The 26,078-nt window shown below is 65.9% G+C and carries 23 protein-coding genes; 4 read left to right on the top strand and 19 right to left on the bottom strand.

All coding sequences use genetic code 11. The features are described from left to right. Window positions 1-6 precede the first annotated feature (6 nt). From KPB06_RS33040 to KPB06_RS33015, 6 genes are all read right to left on the bottom strand, one after another. Window positions 7-1,248, bottom strand: coding sequence for a DUF2957 domain-containing protein (locus tag KPB06_RS33040; protein WP_059578205.1), 1,242 nt, complete (start codon window positions 1,246-1,248; stop codon window positions 7-9). A gap of 147 nt (window positions 1,249-1,395) precedes the next feature. Next, window positions 1,396-2,817, bottom strand: a complete 1,422-nt coding sequence (locus KPB06_RS33035) for a DUF2957 domain-containing protein (RefSeq protein WP_059578207.1) — start codon at window positions 2,815-2,817, stop codon at window positions 1,396-1,398. A gap of 434 nt (window positions 2,818-3,251) precedes the next feature. Beyond that, complete coding sequence (gene argC / locus KPB06_RS33030; protein ID WP_059578210.1) at window positions 3,252-4,202, bottom strand: N-acetyl-gamma-glutamyl-phosphate reductase; 951 nt, start codon at window positions 4,200-4,202, stop codon at window positions 3,252-3,254. Window positions 4,203-4,368: 166 nt separating this feature from the next. Beyond that, window positions 4,369-4,941 (bottom strand): flavodoxin family protein, encoded by a 573-nt coding sequence (locus tag KPB06_RS33025; protein WP_011546661.1) that lies wholly within the window; start codon window positions 4,939-4,941, stop codon window positions 4,369-4,371. Window positions 4,942-5,160: 219 nt separating this feature from the next. After that, complete coding sequence (locus KPB06_RS33020) at window positions 5,161-5,757, bottom strand: YbhB/YbcL family Raf kinase inhibitor-like protein (RefSeq protein WP_059578213.1); 597 nt, start codon at window positions 5,755-5,757, stop codon at window positions 5,161-5,163. 240 nt (window positions 5,758-5,997) lie between these two features. Further along, window positions 5,998-6,684 (bottom strand): orotate phosphoribosyltransferase, encoded by a 687-nt coding sequence (locus tag KPB06_RS33015; protein WP_059578215.1) that lies wholly within the window; start codon window positions 6,682-6,684, stop codon window positions 5,998-6,000. A gap of 459 nt (window positions 6,685-7,143) precedes the next feature. On the opposite strand from KPB06_RS33015, the gene KPB06_RS33010 reads away from it, so the two are divergent. After that, on the top strand, window positions 7,144-9,414 hold the full coding sequence (locus KPB06_RS33010; protein ID WP_059578218.1) for an NADP-dependent malic enzyme: 2,271 nt from the start codon (window positions 7,144-7,146) through the stop codon (window positions 9,412-9,414). Window positions 9,415-9,558: 144 nt separating this feature from the next. On the opposite strand, the gene KPB06_RS33005 is transcribed toward KPB06_RS33010, so the two are convergent. Continuing rightward, on the bottom strand, window positions 9,559-13,149 hold the full coding sequence (locus KPB06_RS33005; RefSeq protein ID WP_059578221.1) for an indolepyruvate ferredoxin oxidoreductase family protein: 3,591 nt from the start codon (window positions 13,147-13,149) through the stop codon (window positions 9,559-9,561). A 329-nt stretch (window positions 13,150-13,478) separates the two neighbouring features. Between KPB06_RS33005 and KPB06_RS33000 the strand changes: the two genes are divergently transcribed. After that, window positions 13,479-13,673, top strand: coding sequence for a hypothetical protein (locus KPB06_RS33000; protein WP_059578224.1), 195 nt, complete (start codon window positions 13,479-13,481; stop codon window positions 13,671-13,673). 136 nt (window positions 13,674-13,809) lie between these two features. Here KPB06_RS33000 and hppD read toward each other — a convergent pair whose 3' ends face one another. Then, complete coding sequence (gene hppD, locus KPB06_RS32995) at window positions 13,810-14,907, bottom strand: 4-hydroxyphenylpyruvate dioxygenase (protein WP_059578227.1); 1,098 nt, start codon at window positions 14,905-14,907, stop codon at window positions 13,810-13,812. 214 nt (window positions 14,908-15,121) lie between these two features. On the opposite strand from hppD, the gene KPB06_RS32990 reads away from it, so the two are divergent. Continuing rightward, window positions 15,122-15,637 (top strand): Lrp/AsnC family transcriptional regulator, encoded by a 516-nt coding sequence (locus KPB06_RS32990; protein ID WP_059578229.1) that lies wholly within the window; start codon window positions 15,122-15,124, stop codon window positions 15,635-15,637. A gap of 56 nt (window positions 15,638-15,693) precedes the next feature. Here KPB06_RS32990 and KPB06_RS32985 read toward each other — a convergent pair whose 3' ends face one another. The 11 genes from KPB06_RS32985 to paaA form a co-directional block, all read right to left on the bottom strand. Next, the gene (locus KPB06_RS32985) at window positions 15,694-16,080 is read right to left on the bottom strand and encodes a DUF805 domain-containing protein (protein ID WP_059578232.1); all 387 of its coding nucleotides are present in this window, start codon (window positions 16,078-16,080) and stop codon (window positions 15,694-15,696) included. 2 nt (window positions 16,081-16,082) lie between these two features. Next, window positions 16,083-16,571: a hypothetical protein gene (locus KPB06_RS32980; protein WP_059578235.1), complete on the bottom strand. Its 489-nt coding sequence runs from the start codon at window positions 16,569-16,571 to the stop codon at window positions 16,083-16,085. 18 nt (window positions 16,572-16,589) lie between these two features. Then, window positions 16,590-16,973: a hypothetical protein gene (locus KPB06_RS32975; RefSeq protein ID WP_124863725.1), complete on the bottom strand. Its 384-nt coding sequence runs from the start codon at window positions 16,971-16,973 to the stop codon at window positions 16,590-16,592. A gap of 629 nt (window positions 16,974-17,602) precedes the next feature. After that, window positions 17,603-18,238 (bottom strand): GNAT family N-acetyltransferase, encoded by a 636-nt coding sequence (locus KPB06_RS32970; RefSeq protein ID WP_059578237.1) that lies wholly within the window; start codon window positions 18,236-18,238, stop codon window positions 17,603-17,605. Window positions 18,239-18,471: 233 nt separating this feature from the next. Continuing rightward, window positions 18,472-19,077 (bottom strand): TetR/AcrR family transcriptional regulator, encoded by a 606-nt coding sequence (locus tag KPB06_RS32965; protein ID WP_059578238.1) that lies wholly within the window; start codon window positions 19,075-19,077, stop codon window positions 18,472-18,474. A gap of 16 nt (window positions 19,078-19,093) precedes the next feature. After that, on the bottom strand, window positions 19,094-19,915 hold the full coding sequence (locus tag KPB06_RS32960; protein ID WP_060008760.1) for a DUF1835 domain-containing protein: 822 nt from the start codon (window positions 19,913-19,915) through the stop codon (window positions 19,094-19,096). 413 nt (window positions 19,916-20,328) lie between these two features. Further along, window positions 20,329-21,417, bottom strand: coding sequence for a 1,2-phenylacetyl-CoA epoxidase subunit PaaE (paaE, locus tag KPB06_RS32955; protein WP_059578243.1), 1,089 nt, complete (start codon window positions 21,415-21,417; stop codon window positions 20,329-20,331). A gap of 2 nt (window positions 21,418-21,419) precedes the next feature. After that, window positions 21,420-21,983: a 1,2-phenylacetyl-CoA epoxidase subunit PaaD gene (gene paaD, locus KPB06_RS32950; RefSeq protein WP_059578246.1), complete on the bottom strand. Its 564-nt coding sequence runs from the start codon at window positions 21,981-21,983 to the stop codon at window positions 21,420-21,422. A 25-nt stretch (window positions 21,984-22,008) separates the two neighbouring features. Then, on the bottom strand, window positions 22,009-22,812 hold the full coding sequence (gene paaC / locus KPB06_RS32945) for a 1,2-phenylacetyl-CoA epoxidase subunit PaaC (protein WP_059578249.1): 804 nt from the start codon (window positions 22,810-22,812) through the stop codon (window positions 22,009-22,011). 10 nt (window positions 22,813-22,822) lie between these two features. Continuing rightward, window positions 22,823-23,107, bottom strand: a complete 285-nt coding sequence (gene paaB / locus KPB06_RS32940) for a 1,2-phenylacetyl-CoA epoxidase subunit PaaB (RefSeq protein WP_006482881.1) — start codon at window positions 23,105-23,107, stop codon at window positions 22,823-22,825. A 36-nt stretch (window positions 23,108-23,143) separates the two neighbouring features. Further along, complete coding sequence (gene paaA, locus KPB06_RS32935; RefSeq protein ID WP_059578252.1) at window positions 23,144-24,142, bottom strand: 1,2-phenylacetyl-CoA epoxidase subunit PaaA; 999 nt, start codon at window positions 24,140-24,142, stop codon at window positions 23,144-23,146. Window positions 24,143-24,342: 200 nt separating this feature from the next. Between paaA and KPB06_RS32930 the strand changes: the two genes are divergently transcribed. Then, window positions 24,343-25,608 carry an SGNH/GDSL hydrolase family protein gene (locus KPB06_RS32930; RefSeq protein WP_060008757.1) on the top strand — a complete coding sequence of 422 codons (1,266 nt, stop codon included), beginning with the start codon at window positions 24,343-24,345 and terminating at the stop codon, window positions 25,606-25,608. Window positions 25,609-26,078 lie beyond the last annotated feature (470 nt).

The following is a 26,078-nucleotide window of genomic DNA, read 5'->3' as shown; positions in this document are numbered from 1 at the left end:
CTCCGCTTACTGGACGAATGCGCCGATCGTGAAATACGGCGTCGATCCCGCGTTGTCGAGGAAACCGAACACGCCACCCGAGAAGATGAACTTGCCGGTCGGCGACGTGCTTCCCGAACCCGTGTGGATCGTCGTGACCGTGCCCGGCACCTTCTGCGTGTAGTCGAGGTCGAGCACTCGCGTGAGCGACGCCTGCGACGGCTGGAACGGATCGAGCAGCGTGGCCTGCTTGTCGATCAACGCGGTGGTCCGGTAATCGAACTGGCTGTCGACGCCGATGTACTCGCCGTTCTGCGAACCGGCCGCGACGGCCGTCTGCGGCGCGAGGATCGAGATGCTCGATTCGTCGTCGGCGGTCAGGCCCGGCACGCCGTTGCTGTCCGGCGTCGGGTTCGGGTTCGCGACCCCCGTGCGCACGAGGATCGGCACGAGCTGGTTGCGCAGCTTGCCGACGATCATGAAGCCCTTGCCCTGCGGCGTGGCCGACAGCGTCGGCTTCATCTGGCTCGCGTAGTTGTTCGACTGGAACGCGCCGCTGCCGTCGGCCGACTGCACGAAGTTCGTGCCCTGCTGCGTGCACGCGCCGCCGGCGAACTGGCCGGTCGTGTCGCACTTGGTCCACGTGCCGTCCGCGTTGATCGTCACCTTCGCGTCGATCGACGCCGGCGCGAATTTCTGCGACGGCACTTCGCCGAAGCCGATGTGGCTGTACGTGCCCGCGACCTTCGTGATGTCCGTTTCGATCGACGAGAAGCCGATGAACGGGTAGTACGGGAATTTCGTGTCGGGCACCGCGGCCTGGCCGAGCACGCCGTCGAACTGGATCTCCTTGCCGGGAATCGTGCCGCCCGCGACGCCGAAGCCGACGAAGATGCGCGCCGGACGCGACGCATCGAGGCTCCCGCCGTTCAGGCGGAACGCGCACTGGTTCAGCTTGTTGGTCGGCAGCAGCGTTTCCTGCGTGAGCGTGCCGCTGTCGACCGTGCCCGCGCGGGTCGGCACGACGGTGCCGGTCTTTTGCGGCACCGGCGATTCGACATAGGTGACCTGCCAGGTCATCTTGGTCGTGTCGAGCTGGACTTTCGCGAGTTCGCCGCTGCCCGCGCCGCCCGTGAACACGGTGTTGTAGTCGAGCGTGGCGGGGCAAAGCCGCTCCTCGACGAGCGGCGGCGGATTGTCGCTGCCGCCGCCGCAAGCGGAAAGAAGGGGGGCGGCGGCAGCGGCCGCCAGAATGAGGTTGCGCTTCATGTTGCTCCTCCAGATTTGTCTTGTGTGGCGGCCAGCTCCCTGTCGGCCGCTTCTGTTGGTCGTGCTCGTCCTGCCCGCGCCGTGCCGGGCGCCTTCGTGCCTTCCCTGCAACGCGCGGCGGCAGGCCGGCCGCCGCGTCCTCGATCGCTACTTGCTGATCTGCGCGCCCACGCCGAAGTACGGGGTCGACGACGTCGTCGAATTCGCCGACGTCGCCGTGACGCCGCCGTTCACCGTGCCCTGGATCAACGCCGCGTACAGCCCGCCCGTCGCGATCACCACGCCCGATGCCGACGGGTAGCTCGCGCCGCTCGGCGGGGCGGTCTTCGCGTTCAGCAGGCCCGGCGTCGTCTGGCCGTAGTCGAGCGTGAAGCCGTCTTCCTCGGCCTGCGTGGACGGGTTGATGAACGACGCATTGCCGCCGCGGATCAGCGCGGCCGTGTACTTGAAGTTCGAGTCCGCGCCCGCGTAGCCGCCGTCGATCGCGCCCGACGTGATCGCCGTCGCCGCGCCGAGCACCGCGATGCCCGATTCGTCGTCGACCTGCGCATCGAGGTGCAGCGGCGGCGTGCCGAGGTTCACGTTGCCCGTGCGCACGATCACCGGCACCGTCGCGCCGTTGAGCTGGCCGATCACCATGTGCGCGGTCGCCGACTTGCCGGTCGCGCCGACAATCGGCAGTTGCGTCTGCGGCAGTGTCTGCGGCGCCTTGGCGCTGTCGAAGTAGCCGCCGTTCGCGCTTGCCTTCCACGGATCGCCGGTCGTCTGGCAGCCGCCCGCCCCGCTCGACGTGCACGCGCCGTTCGCATCGAACGTCTCGCTCGAGTTCGAGCCCTTGGTCGCGTAGTTGCCTGACGGCACGAGGTGGTAGAGCAGCGCGTTGTACGTGCCCGGCAGCTTCGAGAGGTCGGTCGTCGTGTTCGCGAAGCCGAGGAACGGATAGAAGTCGAAGTGACGGTTCGGCACCTGGCCGACGTTCTGCACGACGCCGGGGATGATCGTCAGCCCGTCGTACTGGATCGTCGCGCCGGGAATGCCGCCGCCCGCCACACCCATGCCGACCAGCAGCATTGGCGGGTTCGCCTGGTTGAAGTCCGCGGCCGTCGAATACGTCGAGCCGTCCGGCGCGGGGCCCGTGCCCGGCGTGAGGACGAACGCGCAGCGCGTCTGCTCGGCGGTCGGCAGCGTGCCGGTCGGCGGATGAACGACCTTGCCGGTGATGGTCGTGCCGACGCGGCTCGGCGTGACGGTGCCCGTCTTCAGCGGAATCGGCGATTCGAGCCACTTGAGCGTGTAGGTCATCGCGACCGCGTCGATGTTGACGCTGACGATCTCGCCGCTACCGGCACCGCCGAGATACGTGCTCTTCACGATGTCCGCGTTGGCCGGGCACAATGCGCCGTTGATCGGCTGCGAAGGCGGCTGCCCTTGCGGGCCGCAGCTCGAGCCGGAACATTGGGGCGCATCGATCGGCGCGAGCGCGCCGCCGGAGTCCCCCCCGCCACATGCAACCAGGAAAGGGGCAATGGCAAAGGCCGTTGCCACCCCCTTCGATAAGGTGTGCGACATGCCGCTGTCTCCAATCGTTTAATTGTGCGAGCTAATGTCGCTGCCTGTGTTTTTGCTGTCAATTGATGAACCCGTCTAAAAAAGGCGATTGAAACGGGATCTGCCAATTGAATCCTTTCCTGATAAGGCTATTGGTAAGAATTTAAACGCGAGACAGGCTGTCGAAAGCTGCCGGAGTGGGGCGTGCGCGACGCTCGGCAGGCTCTCGCAACGCCTTCCCGCGTATAACGGCAGCGTTTGAATTGACGGGTATCCGGTTTATCCCTATTCGGGATTGACTGGATAAGGAGGGGCTGGATTAGTTCGCGGATAATCGCGCAATGGAAAGCTTGTAAATATTTGTAAATGCGCGATCCGGCGTTTTTATATATTGCCTGATACGGGTAAATAAAAAGCCGGCCAGTGGCCGGCTTTGCATGGCATGCGAGGCTGAATCAGCGTTTGAGGCCTGCGTCCTCGGCCGCGCCGATGTTGAGATTCATGCACTGGATCGCGGCGCCCGACGCGCCCTTGCCGAGGTTGTCGAGGCGCGCGACCGTGACGAAGCGCTCCGCGTTGCCGAACACGAACAGGTCGACGCGGTTCGTGTCGTTGTTCGCCTGCACGTCGAAGAAGCCGCCGTCGAGGTTCGCGTCGGCGTCGAACGGTGCGACGCGCACGAACGCCTCGTCCGCGTAGTACTCGGCGAACACGCGCTGCACGTCCTGCGGCGTCGCGCGCTTCGCGAGCTGCTCGGGCGTGAAGTAGGTCGTCACCGCGAGGCCCTTCAGGAACGGGCCGACGATCGGCGTGAAGATCGGTGCGTTCGCGAGGCCCGTGTGCGCGGCCATTTCCGGCAGGTGCTTGTGCGCGAGGCCGAGCGCGTACGGGCGCGGGCTCGCGAGCTTGCCGCCCGGCGCGGCGTTTTCGTATTCGGCGATCATCGACTTGCCGCCCCCGCTGTAGCCGGTGATCGAGTAGCTGTGCGCGGCGAACGTCGGCGCGACGATGCCCGCGTCGACGAGCGGACGCATCGCGAGCACGAACGCCGATGCATGGCAGCCGGGCACCGCGATGCGCTTCGACGTGCGAATCTTCTCGCGCTGCGCGCGGGTCAGTTCCGGCAGGCCGTACGCCCAGTCGGCATGCGTGCGGAACGCGGTGCTCGCGTCGATCAGCGTGGTGTTCGGGTTCTCGACGAGCGACGCGGACTCGCGCGACGCGACGTCCGGCAGGCACAGGAACGTGACGTCCGACGCGTTGATCAGGCGGCGGCGCTCGTCGACGTCCTTGCGCTTCGCTTCCTCGATGCGCAGGATCTCGATGTCGCTGCGTGCCGACAGGTATTCGAAGATCTTGAGGCCCGTCGTACCTTCCTGGCCGTCGACAAAAACTTTGGTGCTCATTTCGCTCTCACTGGATGAAACGGGAGCCGCGGCGCCCTGAAACCGCCATTTTAAGACGTCATCCGGCGGCGCTGGGCCGCGCGGGACGAAAAAAGACGGCCGGCGGCCGTCTTCGTGTCCCTTTGACGCCCGCGCCGATACGCGCGCGGGCCGGGTGAGGGCGTGCTCAGCGGGCGCCGGCGTCCCAGCGGGCGGTCGCTTCGGCGACGCGCCGGCCGAATGCCTTGCCGGTTTCGAGGTCGCCCGGCAGCGGGCCCTCGTCGGGCGTCGCATCGGCCGGCGATTGCGCGAGCAGGCCCGTGGAGCCGCCGAGATAGTTGATGTCGTTGCGCGTGGCCGCCTTCGAGTTCGCCGGCATCAGGCTCGTGCCGACCCACACCATCCCGTGCTGCATCGCCAGCGTGACGAAATATTGAATCGTCGAGAACTTGTCGCCGTTCATCGTCGCCGAGTTCGTGAAGCCCGCGGCGATCTTGTCCTTCCACTTCTGCGTGAACCACGCTTTCGACGTGGCATCGGCGAATTGCTTGAACTGCGCCGACGGGCCGCCCATGTAGGTCGGCGCGCCGAAGACGATCGCGTCGGCCGCGTCGAGCGCGGCCCAGCCCGCGTCGTCGAGGTCGCCGACGGCGATCAGGCGCACGTTCGCGCCGGCGTCCTGCGCGCCCGCGTGCACGGCCTCGGCCAGTTTCTGCGTGTGACCGTAGCCGCTGTGATAGACGATGACGATGTTCGACATGAAGCGTTCTCCGGAAAAGGGGCGGAAACGGCGGGCCGCCGCGGCTCGCCGCGTCACGCGTCGCCGGCAGGCGGCGCGACGGTCGCGCGGCAGGGCATGCCGCGACCGGTGACGACGAGTCTAGCAAGCCGAAATGACGAGACAACGTGCGCGCGCGGCGCACTGAAATTCGCGGCGGCCGGCAATCGCGGCGCCGCCGCCGGGCGAGGCACCGCGCGGCTACTGCCCGTACGTGACCGTGAGTCGCGCGGTGCCGATCGCGAGCGTGCCGATCTCGTGCTCGAACATCGGCGCGGGGCGGCCCTGCGACACGCGCAGGTCGGTGCCTTTCAGCGCGTAGACGGTGATCACGTAGCGATGCGGCTTGCCGGGCGGCGGGCACGGACCGCCGTAACCGTCGATCCCGTAGTCGTTGCGCGCCTCGCTCGCGCCGATGCGGCGCAGGAAGCCGGATGCGCTCGCGTCGGCCGGCAGGCTCGTGACGGTCGCCGGAATGCCGGCCACGGCCCAGTGCCACCAGCCGTGCCCGGGCGCGTCGGGATCGAAGATCGTGACCGCGTAGCCGCGCGTGCCGGGCGGCGGGTTGTGCCACGCGAGTTGCGGCGAGCGGTTCGCGCCCTTGCAGTCGCCGCGGTCGAACACGTTCGCGGCCCGCACGCGGGCGCCGGGCGTCAGGTCGTCGCTCGTCACGGTGAACGGGCCTTCCGCATGCGCGGGCAGCGCCGCGAAAACGGCGGCGCAGAGGAGGGCAGGGAGGAGGAACGGAGACGGGCGACCCGATGGCGCAGGCGGAGCGATCCGGCGATCCACACGCATATGGCGCTTCTCCCGTCACGTGGGCCGGACCGAGATGCCCGGCATTGTTGGCGTTGTGTGTTGCCCGCGCAGCTGAGGGCGGCGATGGATCAAGTCTAGCATTAGGGTTCGATGAGCGATGCCCACCGCCGCCCGCGATTGCGCTCGGTCAGGGTGCATGGCAACGGACGAAAAAAAGCCGCCTGCGGTGAAGCAGGCGGCTTGTTCAGCCAGTGCGCCGGCATGCATGCCGGCGTGGCGTCATTCCTTCGCGGCCGTCGCGCCGCCGTGCGCGGCCGACCATTCGGCCGGTGCGTGCAGGAATTTCTCGACTTCGTCGAGCGTCTTCGTCTCGAAGTAGCCCGAGGCCTTCGCGACACGCAGCACGTCCCACCACGTGGCGAGCGCGTGCAGGTCGACGTCGATGTCCTTCAGGACCGACACGCTTTCCTTGAAGATGTCGTAGTGGAACAGCACGAAGCAGTGGTTCACCGTCGCGCCCGCGGTGCGCAGCGCGTTGACGAAGTTGATCTTGCTGCGGCTGTCGGTCGTCAGGTCTTCCACCAGCAGCACGCGCGAGCCTTCCTCGAGATGGCCTTCGATCTGCGCATTGCGGCCGAAACCCTTCGGCTTTTTGCGCACGTACTGCATCGGCACCATCATCCGGTCGGCGATCCATGCCGCGAACGGGATGCCGGCCGTCTCGCCGCCCGCCACCGCGTCGATCTGCTCGAAGCCGATGTCGCGCGTGATCGTCGTTTCCGCCATTTCCATCAGCGCACGGCGCACGCGCGGATACGAGATCAGCTTGCGGCAGTCGATATAGACGGGGCTTGCCCAGCCGGACGTGAAGATGAACGGTTTTTCGGCATTGAAGTGCACCGCCTGCACTTCGAGCAGGATTTTGGCGGTCGTATCCGAGATCGACTGACGATCGTAGCCTGTCATGGGCATTCCTTGGGTGATGAGCGAGGAGCGGGCGCGGGCCCGGTGGCGCAGCAAGGGGAACCTGCCCGGAGGGCCGGGGCGCGATCGGCAGGCCGACCGCATCGCTGCGCGCGTAGCCGGCTATTTTACCCGATCCAGGCCGGTTTTCGGCGGAATTCGCGCGGTTCGGCGCGCGGCTCACCACAGGCGAAACAAACGGGGCTCGATCAGTCCGATGCGGATGCCGGGGATGCGGCGGTGCACCAACGGAGGTCATTTAGGGGGTGTACACTAGGCGACCCTAAGAAATCGTTCAGTACTTTGTACTTTCCTCTTGCCATCCGCCAAGGTTCGATGGCGTGCCGATCCGGCGCGTCGCGGGCCGTCTCGCAGTCGACCATCCCCTCGATTCAAGCAGACGCGGCCGAAGGTGCTGTGTACTGAGTCGTCAATATTTCGCATGTCTCTCGCAGGTCAATCATGGACGAACAACTGAAGCAGGCCGCTCTCGCTTATCACCTGAACCCGAAACCCGGCAAGATTTCGGTCACTCCGACCAAGCCGCTGTCGAACCAGCTCGATCTGTCGCTCGCGTATTCGCCGGGCGTCGCCGCCGCGTGCGAGGCGATCCACGCCGATCCGCTCGACGCGCAGAAGTACACGTCGCGCGGCAACCTCGTCGGCGTCATCACCAACGGCACGGCCGTGCTCGGTCTGGGCAACATCGGCCCGCTCGCCGCGAAGCCGGTGATGGAAGGCAAGGGCTGCCTCTTCAAGAAATTCGCGGGCATCGACGTGTTCGACATCGAACTGTCGGAGTCCGACCCCGACAAGCTCGTCGAGGCGATCGCGATGCTCGAGCCGACGCTCGGCGGCATCAACCTCGAGGACATCAAGGCGCCGGAATGCTTCTACATCGAGCAGAAGCTGCGCGAGCGCATGAAGATTCCCGTCTTCCACGACGATCAGCACGGCACTGCGATCATCGCGTCGGCCGCGATCCTGAACGGCCTGAAGGTCGTCGGCAAGAAACTCGCCGACGTGAAGCTCGTGTGTTCGGGCGCCGGCGCGGCCGCGATCGCGTGCCTCGACCTGCTGGTGAACCTCGGCCTCACGAAGTCGAACATCCTCGTCGCCGATTCGAAGGGCGTGATCTACGAAGGGCGCGGCAACCTCGATCCGTCGAAGCAGCGCTATGCGGCGAACACCGACGCGCGCTCGCTCGCCGACGCGATCGTCGGCGCGGACGTGTTCCTCGGCTGCTCGAGCGCGGGCGTGCTGAAGCAGGACATGGTCAAGACGATGGGCGACAAGCCGCTGATCCTGGCGCTCGCGAACCCGGAACCGGAAATCCGCCCGGAAGACGCGAAAGCCGTGCGCCCGGACGCGATCGTCGCGACCGGCCGCTCGGACTACCCGAACCAGGTCAACAACGTGCTGTGCTTCCCGTTCATCTTCCGCGGCGCGCTCGACGTCGGCGCGACGACGATCACGGAAGAAATGAAGCTCGCGTGCGTGCGCGCGATCGCCGAGCTGGCCCAGGAAACCGACCAGAGCGAGGAAGTCGCGAAGGCGTACGAAGGCCATTCGCTCGAATTCGGGCCGGACTACCTGATTCCGAAGCCGTTCGATCCGCGCCTGATCATCAAGATCGCGCCGGCCGTCGCTCAGGCCGCGATGGATTCGGGCGTCGCCACGCGCCCGATCCAGGACATGGACGCCTATCGCGAGCAGCTCGGCGCGACCGTCTACCGCACCGGCATGGTGATGCGTCCGGTGTTCGCGACCGCGAAGCAGAAGGAGGCCCGCATCGTGTTCGCCGAGGGCGAGGACGAGCGCGTGCTGCGCGCCGCGCAGTTCGTGCTGCTGGAAAAGATCGCGAAGCCGATCATCATCGGCCGTCCGTCGGTCGTCGACATGCGCCTCGCGAAGATCGGCTCGAAGCTGAAGGCCGGCACCGATTTCGAAATCGTCGATCCGGAAGACGATGCGCGCTACCACCGCTACTGGCAGGCGTATCAGGAGATCGGCGCGCGCGACGGCGTGACGCCGGAAGTCGCGAAGGCCGCGATGCGCAAGTTCAACACGCTGATCGGCGCGATGCTCGTGCATCTGGGCGACGCGGACGGGATGATCTGCGGGATGATCGACACGTTCCACAGCCACCTGAAGTTCATCGAGCAGGTGCTGGGCCGCGCGAAGGGCGCCGAGCACTTCGCCGCGATGAACCTGCTGATGCTGCCGGGCCGCAACCTGTTCGTGTGCGACACGTACGTGAACGAGCTGCCGAGCGCCGACCAGCTCGCCGACATGACGATCCAGGCCGCGGCCGAGATCGAGCGCTTCGGCATCACGCCGAAGGCCGCGCTGCTGTCGAACTCGAACTTCGGCAGCGCGCCGTCGGCGTCGTCGCGCCGGATGGCCGAGGCCCGCAAGCTGATCGTCGAACGTGCGCCGAACCTCGAGGTCGACGGCGAAATGCACGGCGACGCGGCATTGTCGGAACTGATCCGCAAGCAGGCGTTCCCGGGCACGACGCTGTCGGGCGAGGCGAACCTGCTGATCATGCCGAACGTCGAAGCGGCGAACATCGCGTACAACCTGCTGAAGATGGTCGGCGGCGAAGGCGTGACGGTCGGCCCGTTCCTGCTCGGCGCGGCCAAGCCCGTCCACATCCTGACGCCGGCCGCGACCGTGCGCCGGATCATCAACATGACGGCCGTTGCCGCCGCGAACGTGAACACGAAGTAAGTCCACGCCCGCGGTGCCGCGCGTCACGCGCGGCGCAATGAAAAAGCCACGGAACCTGCGTTCCGTGGCTTTTTTTGCATGAACCGTAAGGGGCGACGGCGGCGCGGGAAGGGCGTCCAGTCCGCGAACGCCCGCCGCGCGCGCTTACGCGACCTGCTGGTGCGACTGGCCGCCTGCCGGCGACCGCCACTTCGCGAGCAGCGTGTCCCACTTCTGGCGTACCGCGCGCAGGTTGTTCTCCTTCACGTGGCCGTAGCCGCGAATGCCGTCCGGCAGCGCCGCGAGCTCGAGCGCGAGCGGCCGGTTGGCCGCGTTCAGCTTGGCCAGCACCTCGTCGATCAGCGCTTCGTACTCGCCGATCAGCGCGCGCTCGGTGCGGCGCTCCGCGGTGCGGCCGAACGGGTCGAGCGCCGTGCCGCGCAGGAACTTCGCCTTCGCGAGCAGCCGGAAGGCCGACATCATCCACGGGCCGTACGCCTTCTTCACGAGATGGCCGTGGGCGTCCGTCTTCGCGAACAGCGGCGGCGCGAGGTGGAATTTCAGCTTCCAGTCGCCTTCGAACTGTGCGGTCAGGCGCGCGAGGAACGCGGGATCGGACTGCAGCCGTGCGACCTCGTATTCGTCCTTGTACGCCATCAGCTTGAACAGGTTGCGCGCGACCGCTTCGGTCAGCGGCTCCTGCACCGTGTCGCCGTCCGCCAGTGCCCGCTCGGCGGCGCGCACCTTGTCGACGAACGCCGCATAACGCGACGCGTACGCGGCGTTCTGGTACGCGGAGAGGAATTCCACGCGCTTCGCGATCAGCGCGTCGACCGCCTTCCTCGTGTGCAGCGAGATCACCGTGGCGCCTTGCGCGGGCCGGGCGTCGCCGGCCGCGGCCTGCTTCACGCTGGCCAGGTCGTACGCGGCGCGGCGGCCCCAGTCGAAGGCCGCGCGGTTCTTGTCGACCGACACCGCGTTCAGCTCGATCGCGCGTTCGAGCGACGCGAGCGTCAGCGGCAGCCAGCCCTTCTGCCATGCGTAGCCGAGCACGAACGGGTTCGTGTAGATCGCGTCGCCGAGCAGCGCGACCGCGAAGCGGTTCGCGTCGATGAAATCGACCGCTTCACCGGCGGCCGCGCGGATGTCGTTCTCGGCGGACAGGCCGGGGAACGCCCAGTTCGGGTTCTTGATGAACTCGGCGGTCGGCGTCTGCGCGCTGTTGACGACCACGCGCGTCGCGTCGTGCCGCATCCGCGACGTGCATTCGTCGCCGGCCGTGACGATCGCGTCGCAGCCGATCACGAGATCGGCTTCGCCCATCGCGATCCGCGTCGCATGGATGTCGGTCGGCGCGTGCGAGATCTGCACGTGGCTCATCACGGCGCCGCCTTTCTGCGCGAGACCCGTGACGTCGAGCACGGTCACGCCCTTGTTCTCCAGGTGCGCGGCCATCCCGAGCAGCGCGCCGATCGTGACGACGCCCGTGCCGCCCACGCCCGTGACGAGCACGCCGTACGCGCGATCGATTTCCGGCAGCGTCGGTTCCGGAATCGGCGGCAATGCGCTGCCGTCGACCGACACGGCCTTCGGCTTCTTCAACTGGCCGCCCTCGACCGTGACGAAGCTCGGGCAGAAGCCCTTCACGCACGAGAAGTCCTTGTTGCAGCTCGACTGGTTGATCTGGCGCTTCGTACCAAATTCGGTCTCCAGCGGCTCGACCGACAGGCAGTTCGACTGCACCGAGCAGTCGCCGCAGCCTTCGCACACCGCTTCGTTGATCACGACGCGTTTCGCCGGGTCCGGATACGTGCCGCGTTTGCGGCGGCGGCGCTTCTCGGTCGCGCAGGTCTGGTCGTAGATCAGGATCGTCGTGCCTTCGATCTCGCGCAGCTCGCGCTGCACGTCGTCGAGCTGGTCGCGGTGATGGATCGTCACGCCCGGCGCGAGCAGCGCCTTCTGGCTGTCGTATTTCTCCGGCTCGTCGGTGACGATCACGATTTTCTTCGCGCCTTCGGACGCGAGCTGGTGCGTGATCTGCGGCACCGTCAGCACGCCGTCGACCGGCTGGCCGCCCGTCATCGCCACCGCGTCGTTGTAGAGGATCTTGTAGGTGATGTTCGCCTTCGACGAGATCGCCGCGCGCACCGCGAGCAGCCCCGAATGGAAATAGGTGCCGTCGCCGAGGTTCGCGAACACGTGCTTTTCGTCGGTGAACGGCGCCTGGCCGATCCACGGCACGCCTTCGCCGCCCATCTGGCTGAAGGTGCTCGTGCTGCGGTCCATCCACACGGTCATGTAGTGGCAGCCGATCCCGGCGATCGCGCGCGAGCCTTCCGGCACGTTGGTCGACGTATTGTGCGGGCAGCCCGAGCAGAACCACGGCTTGCGCTCGGTCTGCACGTGCGGCTTCGCGAGCGCCATTTCCTTCGCGTTGATCACCGCGAGCCGCGCCGCGATGCGCGCGCGCACGTCGGACGGCAATTCGAATTTATCGAGCCGCGTCGCGATCGCCTTCGCGATGATCGCGGGCGACAGCTCGTAGTGCGCGGGCAGCAGCCAGTTGCCCATCGGCACCGACCATTCGCCGCCGGCGCCGTCCTTCTCGTCGAACTTGCCGAACACGCGCGGGCGTTGCGCATCGGGCCAGTTGTACAACTCTTCCTTGATCGCGTATTCGAGGATCTGGCGCTTTTCCTCGACCACCAGGATTTCGTCGAGGCCGCGCGCGAACGCCTGCGCGCCTTGCGCTTCGAGCGGCCACACGCAGCCGACCTTGTAGAGCCGGATGCCGATCCGCGCGCAGGTTTCGTCGTCGAGGCCGAGGTCGATCAGCGCCTGGCGCACGTCGAGGTACGCCTTGCCGCCGGTCATGATCCCGAAGCGCGCATGCGGCGAATCGATCTCGATGCGGTCGAGCTTGTTCGCACGCACATAGGCGAGCGCCGCGTACCACTTGTAGTCGAGCAGCCGCGCTTCCTGCACGAGCGGCGGATCGGGCCAGCGGATGTTCAGCCCGCCTTCCGGCAGGATGAAATCGGTCGGCAGCACGATCTCGGTGCGATGCGGGTCGATGTCGACCGACGCCGACGATTCGACGACGTCCGTCACGCACTTGAGCGCGACCCACAGGCCCGAGTAGCGGCTCATCGCCCAGCCGTGCAGGCCGAAATCGAGATATTCCTGCACGTTGGACGGGAACAGCACCGGCAGCCCGCAGGCCTTGAAGATGTGCTCGGACTGGTGCGCGAGCGTCGACGATTTCGCCGCGTGGTCGTCGCCGGCGAGCACGAGCACGCCGCCGTGCTGCGCCGAGCCGGCCGAGTTCGCGTGCTTGAAGACGTCGCCGGTGCGATCGACGCCCGGGCCCTTGCCGTACCACATGCCGAACACGCCGTCGTATTTCGCGCCGGGGTACAGATTCACCTGCTGCGAACCCCACACGGCCGTGGCGGCGAGATCTTCGTTGAGGCCGGGCTGGAAGACGATCTGGTGGGCGGCCAGGTGCTGCTTGGCTTTCCATAGCGACAGATCGAGGCCGCCGAGCGGCGAGCCGCGGTAGCCGGAGATGAAGCCGGCCGTATTGAGACCGGCGGCGCGGTCGCGTTCCTGCTGGAGCATCGGCAGGCGCACGAGGGCCTGGATGCCGCTCATGTACGCGCGGCCGCGTTCCAGCGTGTATTTGTCGTCAAGCGTGACGGACTTCAGCGCGGCTTCTAGCGACGCGCGTTGGTCTGCGTCTAGCGGGGCATTCATTAACTGTCTCCTCCACCCGGTCTGGGATCACCAAAACTTCGGTTGCGTCGGCATCTTTTGGACGCGTCTGCAGTGGCCGGCATGTTCGCCGGTTTTAAGGGATGGTAGCACTGGGGCAAACCCGCCGCCCATCGGTCGCGACGCGGGGCACGGGCGTCCGCACGTCGCGAAACAGGGCGAGATCATGCGTTACATCATGTAAAAGCATGTAAAGCGGCATTGATCTGCGGGCAAATGCCGTTAATCTTGTCGGCCTGCCGGAGGTGCCCGGCCGCGTGGGTGCGTTCCGACGCGCTCGGGGAGGCGCCGGCAGTTTTACAGGAGGTGCAATGAATACACGTCATATCCAGAGTTTCCTGATCGTGTCCGCCGCGTTTTTCGCGATGACCGGCCCGGTGCGTGCGCAAGGCGCGAGCGCGCTGGCGGCAGCCGGCGCGCAGATGCTTCAGATCGTGCCGGCCCAGGACGCCGTGGCACAGCCGTCGGCCGCGCGTGCCGCCGAGTCGAAGGCGAGCGTGCGTTGATGCGATCGCGCGGCCCACGGGCCGCGCCGGCATGCAAAAAGGGCGGGAATCCTCGGGTTCCCGCCCTTTTTCTTTGTGTCGCCGGATCGTGCGGCTGGCCCGGTGGCGCGGCGCCGCCCGCCACCCGGCGGATGCGTCAGGCCTTGTCCTGCACGACGCCGCGGCGGATCTGGTCGAGTTCGATCGATTCGAACAGCGCCTTGAAGTTGCCTTCGCCGAAGCCCTGGTTGCCCTTGCGCTGGATGATCTCGAAGAAGATCGGCCCGATCTGGTTCTCGGTGAAGATCTGCAGCAACAGGTCGTCGCGCGCGCCGTCGATCAGGATCTTGCGCTTCTTCAGTTCTTCCAGCGATTCGCCGTGGTTCGGCACGCGGCGGTCGACCAGCTCGTAATACGTGTCGATCGTGTCGAGCAGCTTCACTTCCTTGCTGCGCAACCCGTCGACCGCCTGGTAGATGTCGCTCGCGCCGAGCGCGATGTGCTGGATGCCTTCGCCGTGATACGCGTCGAGGTATTCCTGGATCTGGCCGGCCGTATCCGAGCCTTCCTCGTTGATCGGGATGCGGATCTTGCCGCACGGCGACGTCATCGCCTTCGACTTCACGCCCGTCACCTTGCCTTCGATGTCGAAGTAGCGCACTTCGCGGAAGTTGAACAGGCGCTCGTAGAACTCGGCCCATTCCTGCATGCGGCCGCGATGCACGTTGTGCGTCAGGTGATCGATGTAGGTGAGGCCGTGGCCGACCGGGTTCGGGTTCGCGCCGGGAATCGGCTCGAAGTCGACGTCGTAGATGCTGATGTCGCCGATCGCGCCCGGTTGCGCGCCGTTCTTGCCGCGCCAGCGGTCGACGAAATAGATCAGCGAATCGCCGATCCCCTTGATCGCCGGGATGTTCAGCTCCATCGGGCCCGTCTTGTTGTCGAAGCCCCACGCGCCGAGTTCGAGCGCGCGCTGGTATGCCTTGGCGGCGTCCTGCACGCGGAACGCGATCGCGCAGATCGACGGGCCGTGCAGCCGCGCGAAGCGTTGCGCGAACGAATCGGGTTCCGCGTTGATGATGAAGTTGATGTCGCCCTGGCGGTACACCGTCACGTCCTTGTGGCGGTGGCGCGCGATCGCGGTGAAACCCATCCGCTCGAACAGTTGTCCGAGCGCTTTCGGGTCCGGCGCCGTGTATTCGATGAATTCGAAGCCGTCGGTGCCGACGGGATTGTCCCAGGTGGGGATCTGCATGTCGTGTCTCCTGTGCGGGGCGATCGGCCGGCGCGGCGTGCGCATGTCCGGCCTGGTTCGATGTCGACGGCCGTGCCCGTCACCAGCATGCGCGGCAAGTCGATACATGCGACAGAGTGTAGCGGGCGGCCGCGAGCGGAAACTTGCGAACTTAATCGCCCGCGCCTACGATGGCGCAATTTCCAGTCTCAAAATTATCGATGGAGGGCAGAAGATGGCGCAGGCTGAATTGGATGCCATCGACCGGCGGATTCTCGCGATTCTTCAGGAGAACGGGCGCCTGTCGAACCAGGAGATCGCCGAGCGCGTGAACCTGTCGCCGAGCCCCTGCCTGCGGCGAATCCGGCGGCTCGAGGAAATCGGCGTGATCACCGGCTATGTCGCGCTGCTGAATCCGCAGAAGCTCGGGCTCGACCTGCTCGCGTACGTGAGCGTGCGGCTCGAGAAGCGCGGCGGCCTCGCGCCGGTCCGGGCCGACGAGACGTCGGCGCGCGCGGGCGCGACCCACGCGGAACTGTTCCGCGCGGCCGTGCAGACCTGGCCGGAAGTGGTCGCGTGCCACGCGATGACGGGTGACATGGATTACCTGCTGCGCGTGCAGGTCGAGGACATGGCGCATTTCTCCCGCTTCGTGCAGGAGCATCTACTGCATCACCCGTCGGTGATCGACGTGAAAACGAGCTTCTCGCTCGATTGCTTCAAGGAAACGACGGCGTTGCCGATTCGCTGACGGCGACGTGTGATGTAGATGCGACGCGCCGGCTTGCCGTACCGCCGGTGCGGGGGCTACGTGCGCGTGCGGCGCGGATCGGGGCCGTATTGATTACCGGCGTTGCGGGGCGCGAGCCACAGCGACACGAGGATCACAATGGGGGCTGCGAACAGGAAGTAGCCGATGCACAGCAGGCCGGAGCGATTGCTGTCGTGCAGGCGCCTGACGTTGTAGGCCAGGGTCGCGCATAGCGACGCGAGCCCGGCGCAGAACAGCAGGAACGACGTGAGCGTTGCGTCGGCGGAAAGCCGAGTGTGGGACCATTTGATCAGCGTGATCAGAAGATAAAAGAGCGGGTAATGGCCGAGCAGGAAGCAGAGGAAATCCCGGCGTCGCTCTCGGCCCCGAAACGACAGCATGCGCCGATAGCCGTTCAGCCATGCATGCAGCGCGGTCTTCATTGTCATCTCCAACCATGGCGGCGGCGCAGGAACAGCATGGTGATACCGACGTCGATGACAACACAGACGGTTGCTGTTCCCGCGATCCAGAAAGCGGGAATGTGGGGTAAGGGGAGTAATAAAGGGATGTTCAACTGCGCTGTGGCCGCCGTCGTCGCGGCGAGTCGGGCGAGAATAATCGCCTGCGCGCCCCATGTACCTGCTACCGCGACAGCGATAACCAGCAACGTCGCCACGGTGCAAACCTTGGCCGATGCGATGTGTGTACGGAAGAACGAAATTCCGATGCTCACGGCCGCCCCAAGAGTACCAAAGGCGATAGTGGTCCGAAGTTGATCGACGAACATCTGTGATGGCGGGCCGGCGACGAACCATACGGCATGCGTGCTAGCGAGGCTCTCTATGAACCTGTTGTGGAGGGTGAAGCCCAGCAGACCGCCTAGCACTGTAAAGAAGGCCAGCGATATCGGTTTGGCGATGGTGAGGCGCATGTCGTGATAGACGGAAGTTCAGAAATTCAACGACGGAAGTGCCGTGCGCAGACCGCGCAGGACGGTGTCGATTTCGCTGATTGTATTAAGTCGGATCAGCTCCCTGGTTCGGCGATTGTATTTCGCCATTGCCGTGGCTGGAGACTGGCCACCATTGCGCTGCATAAATACGGATTTGGCATGCCTGTAGAGTTGGATGTCTGGTAGGGGATCAGTACCGAAGATATAGGGAGAACGAAGCTTCAGCGTATATTCCTTGGTAATGAGTTCGGGCAAGAGGTTGCCGATTTTGGGCAATGGTGTGATGTTGCTGACGAAGCCCGCATATTCAAGCACCAGCGTGGTTTTACCATTGGGGCGCGGACGACATCGATGCCGAATGCTCCCTTTAGCATTTGCCACATGGTCATCTCGCCAGACACGACCCGTTGATTGTCGATGTAGATATCGGCAGTTTCATACAGTTGGGCAACGGTCCGATAGATTTGCAGATTGGATGCACCAACCGTGTTAGCCAACGATGGCAGTCCGGACTTCGCATGCAGTTGTTCGATCAACAGATACATTCCGGTAGGCTGCCCGTAATTGATGCGTTGTCCCGTCATACCCTTCGCAACATGAAATAGACGAATCGGGAAAATAGGTTCGATGGATGAAGGCGTGGCCCGAGTATGGAGAAACCACGGGTAGACAGCCTGTCACTTCGACCTTTCGCCGAATGAAATAAGCGACCGATCATCTATCGGCGGGCGCTCAAAGATCAATGGGACGGATACGAAAGTAGATGTTCTTCTGCGCGAGCACTGTCCGGCGACAGAGGAGCTTGAACCGCACTGCCAGCGGACGCGCTGCGCCGGAGCGCGGGAAACATGCCGTGATGTCGGCTGCAAGGGCGGCCGTATCGGTGAGGCGATGGGGTGACAATGACGTCGGCAGCCGCCGGACACGCGAAGCGCGAAAGGGGCGAGCCCTTTTTCGCGGGCTGCAACGGCAGCGCGTTGGGGCTTGAGGTTGGCGAGTCGGGCCCGGCGTCAGGCCGGCATCAGCGATTCGATGAACTTCGTCGTGCGGCGCGCCTGGCGCTTCATCGCGTAGTCGAACACCGCGGCCTGTTCCTGCAGCATCTCGGCGATGATCGTCGAGTGGTCGGCCGGCGGCAGCGACAGGTACGCATCGGCTTCGCCGTACGCGTACTCGATCCGCATCCCGGATTTCTTCGCGATGTGCATCATCGTCGCGTTACGCGACAGGCAATGCATGTACAGCATCGTCACGTGCGTGTTGCGGCTGCGGATCGCCGCGCGCTCGAACAGCTTCGAGCCGACGCCGCGGCCGCGCGCGCTTTCGAGCACCGACACGCCGAATTCGGCCGTGCGCGTGTCGCCCTCGGCCGGCAAGTAGGCCAGGTGGCCGACGCCGATCAGTTCGAGGTCGTGGTCGAACACGCCGAACACGGTATCGCGACCGAAATCGATCGTGCGGACATAGTTCTCGATCACGTGGTCGGGCACCATCTGGCCGAAGCGCAGCAGGCGGTCCTCTTCGTCGAGCGAGAGAAAGTGGGTGAGCATTTGCTCACGGTCTTTGGAAGCCAGTTCCCTGACGAGAACCGGCGCAGTACCGACCTTGCCGACAGCATCGGCACGGCCGTTGAATTGCGTGTTCATCGTGGGTTCCTCAGTGTGGGTGCACAAGCGGGTTGTGCAATGCAACAGCATTTTACCCGAGCGAGGTTGGGGAAAACCCGTATTTGACGTTCTTTGTCCTGAGGGGGAATTCTAAATCCGCTTAGTTCATTCCGTAACTTGCTGATTTTGAAGGGATTTAAAATTCATCATATGAAATACGCGACGGGTGGTGCCACTGTGCCCGTCGCGCAACGCATGCTGCTGCGCGACAATCAGGCCGCCGTCGATAGCCCGCGCTCGATCAGGTCGATCACCTGTTCGGCGAAGTCGCGGTAGCCGAGGCGGCCGCCGGGCTTCAGCCACGTGAAGGTCCAGTTGATCATCCCGAACACCATCATCGTCACCGGGGTCTGGTTTTCCTTTGAGATCCGGTCCGGGTAGGCGCGCGCGAGCTGTCGCGTGAACGCCGCGACGATGTCGCGCTGGCGGTCGAGCACGATTTCGCGCTGCGCGTCCTCCAGATACTTCACGTCGTTGAGCAGCGCGACATGGCGGCTGTGCGACGTCTCGTATTCGGCGAGGAACGCGCGCACGAGTTCGGCGAACGCGTCGCGCTCGCTGAGGCCGCGCCGCTGGCTCGCGCCCTCGACCTCGGCGATGATCAGCATCAGCCGCTTCGTGTAGCGGTCGAGCAGGTCGAACAGGATCGCTTCCTTGCTCTCGTAATAGTGATAGAGCCGCGCCTTCGACGTACCGCTCGCGGTCGCGAGATCGGACATCGACGTGCTCGGGTAGCTCGTCTGCGCGAATTTCTCGGCGGCCAGGTCGAGGATCTGCTCGCGCTGGGATTCGTGGTCGGGCGCTCGGGTTCGGGCCATGGTCGAATACGGAAGATTAGCGGTGCGCCGCCGCGGCGGCTGCGCGCACGTGCGTGGAAGAGAGGGCTGCGGGCGCATCGTCCTGCAGTTCGAGCCGGCCGGCTGCCGCGAGGTCGCGGCAGCGCCACCAGGCGATCGAGTCGCTGACGAACAGCCCGCCGCGGTCGGCCGCGGCCATGATGCTGCCGACGAGGCGCTGCGCGGGCTGCCAGTCGGCTTCCGCGCGCGCGACGATCAGCGCGTCGAGATCGGCGTAGTGGCCGCTCTTGATCGTGTTGCTGACCCAATAACGCAGTTCGGCGTTCAGGTGCTTCGCCTCCTGCCATTCGAGCGCGAGGCGGCCGATGCGCAGGACCGAGACCGGCGCGGCCGCCGGCCGCTTGCGCGCCAGTTCCGCGGGCGAGAACATTCCGGTCGCGCACGCCTGGTCGGTGCGCGACAGCGCTGCGCGCTGCGCGGCGTCGAGGTCGGCGGCCGACAGCCGCACCTCGTTCAGGCGCTGCGGCACGTTGCGCAGGTGATAGGCGACCCGGCGCAGCAGCAGCTTGTCGCCGACGCTCGGCGCGTGCCACACGACGACCTGGCCGGCATCCATCGCAAGCTGGTCGAGGCGCGCGAATTCGGCCTCGATTTCCGCGTTCCAGTCGGGAATCTGGTCGCCGAGCACGTGCTGCCAGAACGCGGCGCGTGTGTCGGGCGTCTCGTCGACGCCCTTCAGCGGCCCGACGCCGAGATCGTCGAGCAACCCGACGACGCGCTCGTCGCGTCCGGCTAGCGCAAGGGCCTCGCGCAGCGACGCGGCGGCGGTGCCGCCCTGAATCACATGAATGGTACTCATCGGCCTGTCGTCAACAAAAGAAAACCGCCGGCCGGGCGGACGTTGCGATGTCCAGCCGGCCGGCGGCCCCTAGGGTCTGTTTACATATGGAACGCACATGCGAATGCCCGAAATCGCTCGTAGGGCAAGGAGTGAGAAGCGCCGTTTGGCCGCGCCAAACAAGCGACGAGCGACGCCGCCATACGGGCGATTTCGGGCATTCCCCTGACATGATTTTTTTAATTTGGGGTTGCCACGAGAACGGCCGCTCGCCGCGTTGTGCTCCTTGCGAATACGTCAGTATTCGCGGCGTCGCACGCCTCGCGAGCGGCCGTTCTCGTGGCAACGCATGCGCGTTCCATATGTAAACAGACCCTAGTGTAAGCGAGATGTGTGACGGCGAGAAACCGCCCGGCGCCGCGACGCGACGCCGCTCAACGTTCGTCGAAGCTCACTACGACCTTGTCGCTGATCGGGTGGCACTGGCACGTGAGCACGAAACCGTCCTTCACTTCGTGCTCCTCGAGCGTGTAGTTCTTCTCCATCCGCACTTCGCCTTCGATCACCTTCGCGCGGCACGTGCAGCACACGCCGCCCTTGCATGCGTACGGCAGCGCGAGGCCCGCGCGCAGGCCCACGTCGAGCAGGCTCACGCCTTCGTACGGCAAGCGCAGCTTGCGCTTCTTGCCGTCGAGCACGATTTCGAGGTCGGCGGCAGGCGTCTGCGCGGTGATCTCGACGACCGGTGCGCCGGCCTGCGGCAGCGGTGTGCCGAAGCGCTCGACGTGCACCTTCGCCTGCGGCACGCCGGCCGCCTTCAGCGCCGCTTCGGCGGCGTCCATCATCGGCGCCGGGCCGCAGATGAACGCCTCGTCGATCGCGTCGGCCGGCGTCAGCGTCGCGAGGAATTCCGCGCATTTCGCCTGATCGAGCACGCCGTTGAACAGCTCGACGTCCTGCAGGTCGTCCGACAGCACGTGATAGAGGACGAAGCGGTTCATGTAGCGGTTCTTCAGGTCCTCCAGCTCCTCCGCGAACATGATCGCGTCGACGCTGCGGTTCCCATAGATCAGCGTGAACGTGCTGCGCGGCTCGAGCTCGAGCGTCGTCTTCACGATCGCGAGCACCGGCGTGATCCCCGAGCCGCCGGAAAACGCGACGTACTGCTTGCCGTGGTCGGCGTTCAGGTGCGTGAAGAAGCGGCCGTCCGGCGTCATCACGTCGATCGTGTGGCCGGGCTTCAGCGTGTCGAACGCGAAGTTCGAGAAGCGGCCGCCGCGCACGCGCTTGATGCCGATGCGCAATTCGCCGTCGCGATCGTAGTCCGTCGTGCCGACGCAGATCGAATACGAGCGGCGCGTCTCCTCGCCGTCGATGTGGGTCTTCAGCGTGACGAACTGGCCCTGCGTGAAGCGGTACGCGTCGCGCAGTTCGGGCGGCACGTCGAACGAGACGGTGACGGCATCGGCGGTCTCGGGCCGCACGTCGCGGATGCGCAGCGGGTGAAATTGCGGGGTCGCCATATTCAGTAGGGTTTGAAGTAGTCGAAGGGTTCGCGGCAGTCGACGCAGCGATACAGCGCCTTGCAGGCCGTGGACGCGAATTGCGCGAGACGTTCGGTGCGCGCGGAGCCGCAGCGCGGGCAGGTGGGCGCCGCGACCGGCCGCGGCACGAAGCGCACGACGTTCTCCCGCGGCGCGGTGCTGCCGCACTGGCCGACCGGCGGCGCGATGCCGTAGGCCCGCAGCTTGTCGCGCGCTTCCTGCGTGATCCAGTCGGTCGTCCACGCGGGGGCGAGCACCGTCTCGATCCGGTGCGGCGGCAGATCGGCGGCCTGCAGCGCGGCGGCGATGTCCTCGGCGATCTGCGACATCGCCGGGCAGCCCGAGTAGGTCGGCGTGATCACGACTTCGAGCCGGCCGTCGTCCGCGCGGCGGACGTCGCGCAGGATGCCGAGCTCGCGGATCGACACGACCGGAATCTCCGGATCGGGCACGGCTTCCAGCACGTCCCATGCGCGGGCGAGCAGCGGATCGTCGCGGTGCGCGGCGGGAGCGCCGTGGGTAGGGGCGGCGGTCTGGGCGGACATCGTCGGGCTCCGTGGCGTGGGGCGGTTACCAGCTCGCGCCGGGATGCTGACGCGCGAGGCTCTGCATTTCGGCGAGCAGGTAGCCCATGTGCTCCGAGTGCTCGCCCTGCTTGCCGGTCGTTACATGCTTCACCGGAGTCGGCGGCGTGAGCGTGGCCTCGGCGAGCGCGTCGTCCACGTCCGCGCGCCACGCGGCCTCGATCGCGGCCGGCGCCGGGCCGATGCCCGGTGCGACGATCGCGTCGTCGATCGCATCGGCGGTGAAGAATTCGCGCGTGTACGGCATCAGGTAATCGAGCGCGGCCTGCGCGCGGCGGTGCGATTCGTCGGTGCCGTCGCCGAGGCGCACGAGCCATTCGCGCGCATGCTGGACGTGATAGCGGGTTTCCTTCACCGATTTCGCGGCGATCGCGGCGAGTTGCGTGTCGGTCGACGTTTCCAGCGCGCTCCACACGTGCAGCATCAGCGCCGCGTACAGGAAGTTGCGCACGATCGTCACCGCGTAGTCCTTGTCGGCGTGCGCGGTACCGGAGAGCGGGCCATAGTGCGGCAGCTCGGCGAGCGTGAAGTTCGCGAATTCGCGCTCGGTGCGGAAGTACGCGTAATCGTCCTCGGTCTTCGTCGCGCCGGTGAGCTGGCGCTCGAGCTCGGCCGCGTGCGTGTACAGCATGCGCGCCTGGCCGATCAGGTCGAGGCTCATGTTGGTGAGCGCGATGTCTTCCTCGAGGATCGGGCCGTGGCCGCACCATTCGGCGTTGCGCTGACCGAGGATCAGCGCATTGTCCGCGAGGCGCAGCACGTAGGAGAGGTGTTCGGGCGTGATCGTCATGGCGCGGGCGTTACATGTGGTTGACTTCGTCGGGCAGCGTGTAGAACGTCGGGTGACGGTAGATCTTGTCGCCCGCCGGCTCGAACAGTTCGGCCTTCTCGCTCGGATCCGACGCCGTGATCGCCGACGACGGCACCACCCAGATGCTCACGCCTTCCTGGCGACGCGTGTAGACGTCGCGCGCCATGCGCAGCGCCATCGTCGCATCGGCGGCGTGCAGGCTGCCGCAGTGCTTGTGGTCGAGGCCCTGCTTGCTGCGCACGAATACTTCCCAGATCGGCCATTCCTTGTTCATTACCTTCTCCTGATTCATGAATTCGAGGGGTGCCGCTCAGGCGGCGTGCTGTTCGGCGCGGGCGCGGCGCTTCGCTTCGTGCGCGAGCGCGGCTTCGCGCACCCAGGCGCCGTCCTCGTGCGCCTTCACGCGAGTGGCGAGGCGTTCCTTGTTGCACGGGCCGTCGCCGTTGACCACGCGCCAGAATTCGTCCCAGTCGATCGCGCCGTAGTCGTAGTGACCGCGCGCCTCGTTCCATTTCAGGTCGGGGTCGGGCAGCGTCACGCCGAGCACCTTCGCCTGATCGACGGTCGCGTCGACGAATTTTTGGCGCAGATCGTCGTTCGAGATCCGCTTGATGCCCCATTTCGCGGACTGATTGCTGTGGACCGAATCCGCATCGCTCGGGCCGAACATCATCAGCACCGGCCACCACCAGCGGTCGACGGCCTGCTGGACCATCGCACGCTGCGCGTCGGTGCCCTTCATCATCGACAGCAGCGCGTCGAAACCCTGGCGCTGATGGAACGACTCTTCCTTGCACACGCGGATCATCGCGCGCGCGTAGGGGCCGTACGTGCAGCGGCACAGCGGGATCTGGTTCATGATCGCGGCGCCGTCGACGAGCCAGCCGATCACGCCGACGTCGGCCCAGGTCGGCGTCGGGTAGTTGAAGATGCTCGAGTATTTGGCCTTGCCCGCGTGCAGCGCGTCGACCAGCGAATCGCGCGATACGCCGAGCGTTTCGGCCGCGCTGTAAAGATAGAGGCCATGGCCGGCTTCGTCCTGCACCTTCGCGAGCAGGATCGCCTTGCGCTTCAGGCTCGGCGCGCGCGAGATCCAGTTGCCTTCCGGCAGCATGCCGACGACTTCCGAGTGCGCATGCTGCGAGATCTGGCGGATCAGCGTCTTGCGATAGGCGTCGGGCATCCAGTCCTGCGGTTCGATCTTGCCGTCCGCGGCCATCACCGCATCGAACCGCGCCTGCTCGGGCGACTCGGCTGCGGCGTCGAGCGGCGCGACGTTGCCGGGGATGTCGAGGGATTGCGTGTACATGGCGGAGGCTCTCGTCCGGTTGAATGTGTGCGAAGTATAAACCAACCGACCGGTCGGTTAATAAATTTCTTGCGGATTTGCGGCGGGACTGGGGTAAACGAGGGACATCGGGGCGCGATCGAATGGCGCAAGTGCGGCTTCGCGCGAGGGTCCGGCGTCTTCTGCGGCACAATGCCCGCTTTCCGATGAGGATCTTGCCGATGTCATTTCGAAGCAGTTTCGCCGCGGCCGTGCTGGGGGCGGCCGTTTTCGTGTCGCCGCTCGAGGCGTCGGCCGCGCCGGCCGGATGGGTCGCCGCGTGGGCGACCGCACTGCAGCCGATTCCCGACCTCGCCGCGCCGCCGCCGCTTTACCGCGCGCCCGACGTGGCCGGCCGAACCGTGCGCCAGGTCGTCTATCCGACCGTGTCGGGGCGGGCCGCGCGGATTCGCGTGAGCAACGCATACGGTCGCGCGCCGCTGGTCGTCGAGGCCGCGAGCCTCGCGCGTGCCGGCGAAGGTGCCGCGCTCGCCGGCGGCGCGGCGGTGCCGGTCCGGTTTGGCGGCAAGGCGTCGGTGACGCTCGCGCCTGGTCACGAGATCGAAAGCGATCCGGTGACGATCGACGTGACGGCCGCGCGCCCGTATGCGATCAGTCTCCAGATGGGGCCGAACGAGCGGATGACGGTCTGGCACCGCGTGTCGAACCAGTTCAATTATGTGTCCGCGCCGGGCGATCACGTGGGCGACCCGGGCGCCGACGCGTTCCGCACCCGTTTTACCCAATATGCGTGGGTGACCGAGTTGGCTGTCGAGTCCGGCGCCGCGCGCGCCAGCGTCGCCGCGATCGGCGATTCGATCACCGACGGGCTGCGCTCCACCGTCAACCGGAACCGCCGTTGGCCGGACGCACTCGCGCGCAGGCTGGCCGCGTCGGGCGCCGATTCGGTCGGTGTCGTGAATCTCGGCATTAGCGGGAACCGGCTGCTCAGCGACTCCGCGTGCTACGGCACCTCGCTGGCGTCGCGATTCGAGCATGATGCGCTGTCGCGCTCCGGCGTGAAGGCGGCGATCGTGCTGATCGGGATCAACGACATCAACTTCGCGGCGATGCCGCCGCGCGCCGGGCTCGATTGCGATCACCCGCATACGCAGGTAACGGCCGCATCGCTGATCGACGGCTATCGCCGGCTGATCGACGCGGCGCATCGCCAGGGCGTGAAGGTCTTCGGCGCGACGCTCACGCCGGCGGCGTTGCCGGCCGGGCGCGAGGCGATCCGGCTCGAGGTGAACCGGTGGATCCGGAGCGGCGGCGGGTTCGACGGCGTGGTGGACTTTGACGCGGTGCTGCGCGATCCGGCGCGTGCGAGCGTGTTGCAGCGCCGATACGATAGCGGCGATGGAATCCATCCGAGCGATGCCGGTTACACGGCGATGGCCGATGCGGTGCCGCTCGAGCAATTGCAGGCTGCCGTGGGCGGCAAGTGACGCCCCTCTATATAGAGAGGAATATTGCAGACGGCCTGTCGGCGGACAGCGCTACATCGTTCGTCGAGCCCCCAGCCTCCGTGCGCGACAGCGCACGGAGGCTTTTTCAAGCTTTCTTCACAAAGAGCTTGCGTGGATGGGGGCGGGTGCTTAGAATCACGCCTCTTTCGCGCTACCGGAAACGCGGCGCGGGGGGAGGGGAAGCGGTGCTGTTGGGGTTCGGTGGTAACGAGCCTCGGCGGCGCAGGAAGATGGGCCCCGCAGTCGCAACGAAGTCGTTCAGAAAGTTGTTGACGAGTTGCGAAACACGGTTCATAATCTCGCTTCTCTGCTGCTGAAAACGCAGCGCTGCTGGGAAACGCGGAGTTTCTCGCAGACATGCTCTTTAAAAATTAACAGCCGATAAGTGTGGGCGCTTGATGAAAGCGAGCTGATCCTCGGATCAGATAGCGAAAGTATCAAGAGTCTCA

It is taken from the genome of Burkholderia semiarida (assembly GCF_029268935.1).
Taxonomy (GTDB): domain Bacteria; phylum Pseudomonadota; class Gammaproteobacteria; order Burkholderiales; family Burkholderiaceae; genus Burkholderia; species Burkholderia semiarida.
This window is presented reverse-complemented; position numbering and strand designations above follow the sequence as displayed.

Excerpts from the sequence above, each read along its gene's own strand:
- KPB06_RS33015 (WP_059578215.1), bottom strand. The coding sequence starts at position 6,684 with ATGACAGGCTACGATCGTCAGTCGATCTCGGATACGACCGCCAAAATC.
- KPB06_RS32960 (WP_060008760.1), bottom strand. The coding sequence starts at position 19,915 with ATGAGTACCATTCATGTGATTCAGGGCGGCACCGCCGCCGCGTCGCTG.
- paaD (WP_059578246.1), bottom strand. The coding sequence starts at position 21,983 with ATGTCCGCCCAGACCGCCGCCCCTACCCACGGCGCTCCCGCCGCGCAC.
- paaE (WP_059578243.1), bottom strand. The coding sequence starts at position 21,417 with ATGGCGACCCCGCAATTTCACCCGCTGCGCATCCGCGACGTGCGGCCC.
- paaB (WP_006482881.1), bottom strand. The coding sequence starts at position 23,107 with ATGAACAAGGAATGGCCGATCTGGGAAGTATTCGTGCGCAGCAAGCAG.
- KPB06_RS33000 (WP_059578224.1), top strand. The coding sequence starts at position 13,479 with ATGAATACACGTCATATCCAGAGTTTCCTGATCGTGTCCGCCGCGTTT.
- KPB06_RS32985 (WP_059578232.1), bottom strand. The coding sequence starts at position 16,080 with ATGAAGACCGCGCTGCATGCATGGCTGAACGGCTATCGGCGCATGCTG.
- KPB06_RS32930 (WP_060008757.1), top strand. The coding sequence starts at position 24,343 with ATGTCATTTCGAAGCAGTTTCGCCGCGGCCGTGCTGGGGGCGGCCGTT.
- KPB06_RS33020 (WP_059578213.1), bottom strand. The coding sequence starts at position 5,757 with ATGCGTGTGGATCGCCGGATCGCTCCGCCTGCGCCATCGGGTCGCCCG.
- KPB06_RS33005 (WP_059578221.1), bottom strand. The coding sequence starts at position 13,149 with ATGAATGCCCCGCTAGACGCAGACCAACGCGCGTCGCTAGAAGCCGCG.
- KPB06_RS33035 (WP_059578207.1), bottom strand. The coding sequence starts at position 2,817 with ATGTCGCACACCTTATCGAAGGGGGTGGCAACGGCCTTTGCCATTGCC.
- KPB06_RS32970 (WP_059578237.1), bottom strand. The coding sequence starts at position 18,238 with ATGAACACGCAATTCAACGGCCGTGCCGATGCTGTCGGCAAGGTCGGT.
- KPB06_RS32990 (WP_059578229.1), top strand. The coding sequence starts at position 15,122 with ATGGCGCAGGCTGAATTGGATGCCATCGACCGGCGGATTCTCGCGATT.
- KPB06_RS33010 (WP_059578218.1), top strand. The coding sequence starts at position 7,144 with ATGGACGAACAACTGAAGCAGGCCGCTCTCGCTTATCACCTGAACCCG.
- KPB06_RS32965 (WP_059578238.1), bottom strand. The coding sequence starts at position 19,077 with ATGGCCCGAACCCGAGCGCCCGACCACGAATCCCAGCGCGAGCAGATC.
- KPB06_RS33025 (WP_011546661.1), bottom strand. The coding sequence starts at position 4,941 with ATGTCGAACATCGTCATCGTCTATCACAGCGGCTACGGTCACACGCAG.
- paaA (WP_059578252.1), bottom strand. The coding sequence starts at position 24,142 with ATGTACACGCAATCCCTCGACATCCCCGGCAACGTCGCGCCGCTCGAC.
- hppD (WP_059578227.1), bottom strand. The coding sequence starts at position 14,907 with ATGCAGATCCCCACCTGGGACAATCCCGTCGGCACCGACGGCTTCGAA.
- argC (WP_059578210.1), bottom strand. The coding sequence starts at position 4,202 with ATGAGCACCAAAGTTTTTGTCGACGGCCAGGAAGGTACGACGGGCCTC.
- KPB06_RS33040 (WP_059578205.1), bottom strand. The coding sequence starts at position 1,248 with ATGAAGCGCAACCTCATTCTGGCGGCCGCTGCCGCCGCCCCCCTTCTT.
- paaC (WP_059578249.1), bottom strand. The coding sequence starts at position 22,812 with ATGACGATCACGCCCGAACACCTCTCCTACGTGCTGCGCCTCGCGGAC.
- KPB06_RS32980 (WP_059578235.1), bottom strand. The coding sequence starts at position 16,571 with ATGCGCCTCACCATCGCCAAACCGATATCGCTGGCCTTCTTTACAGTG.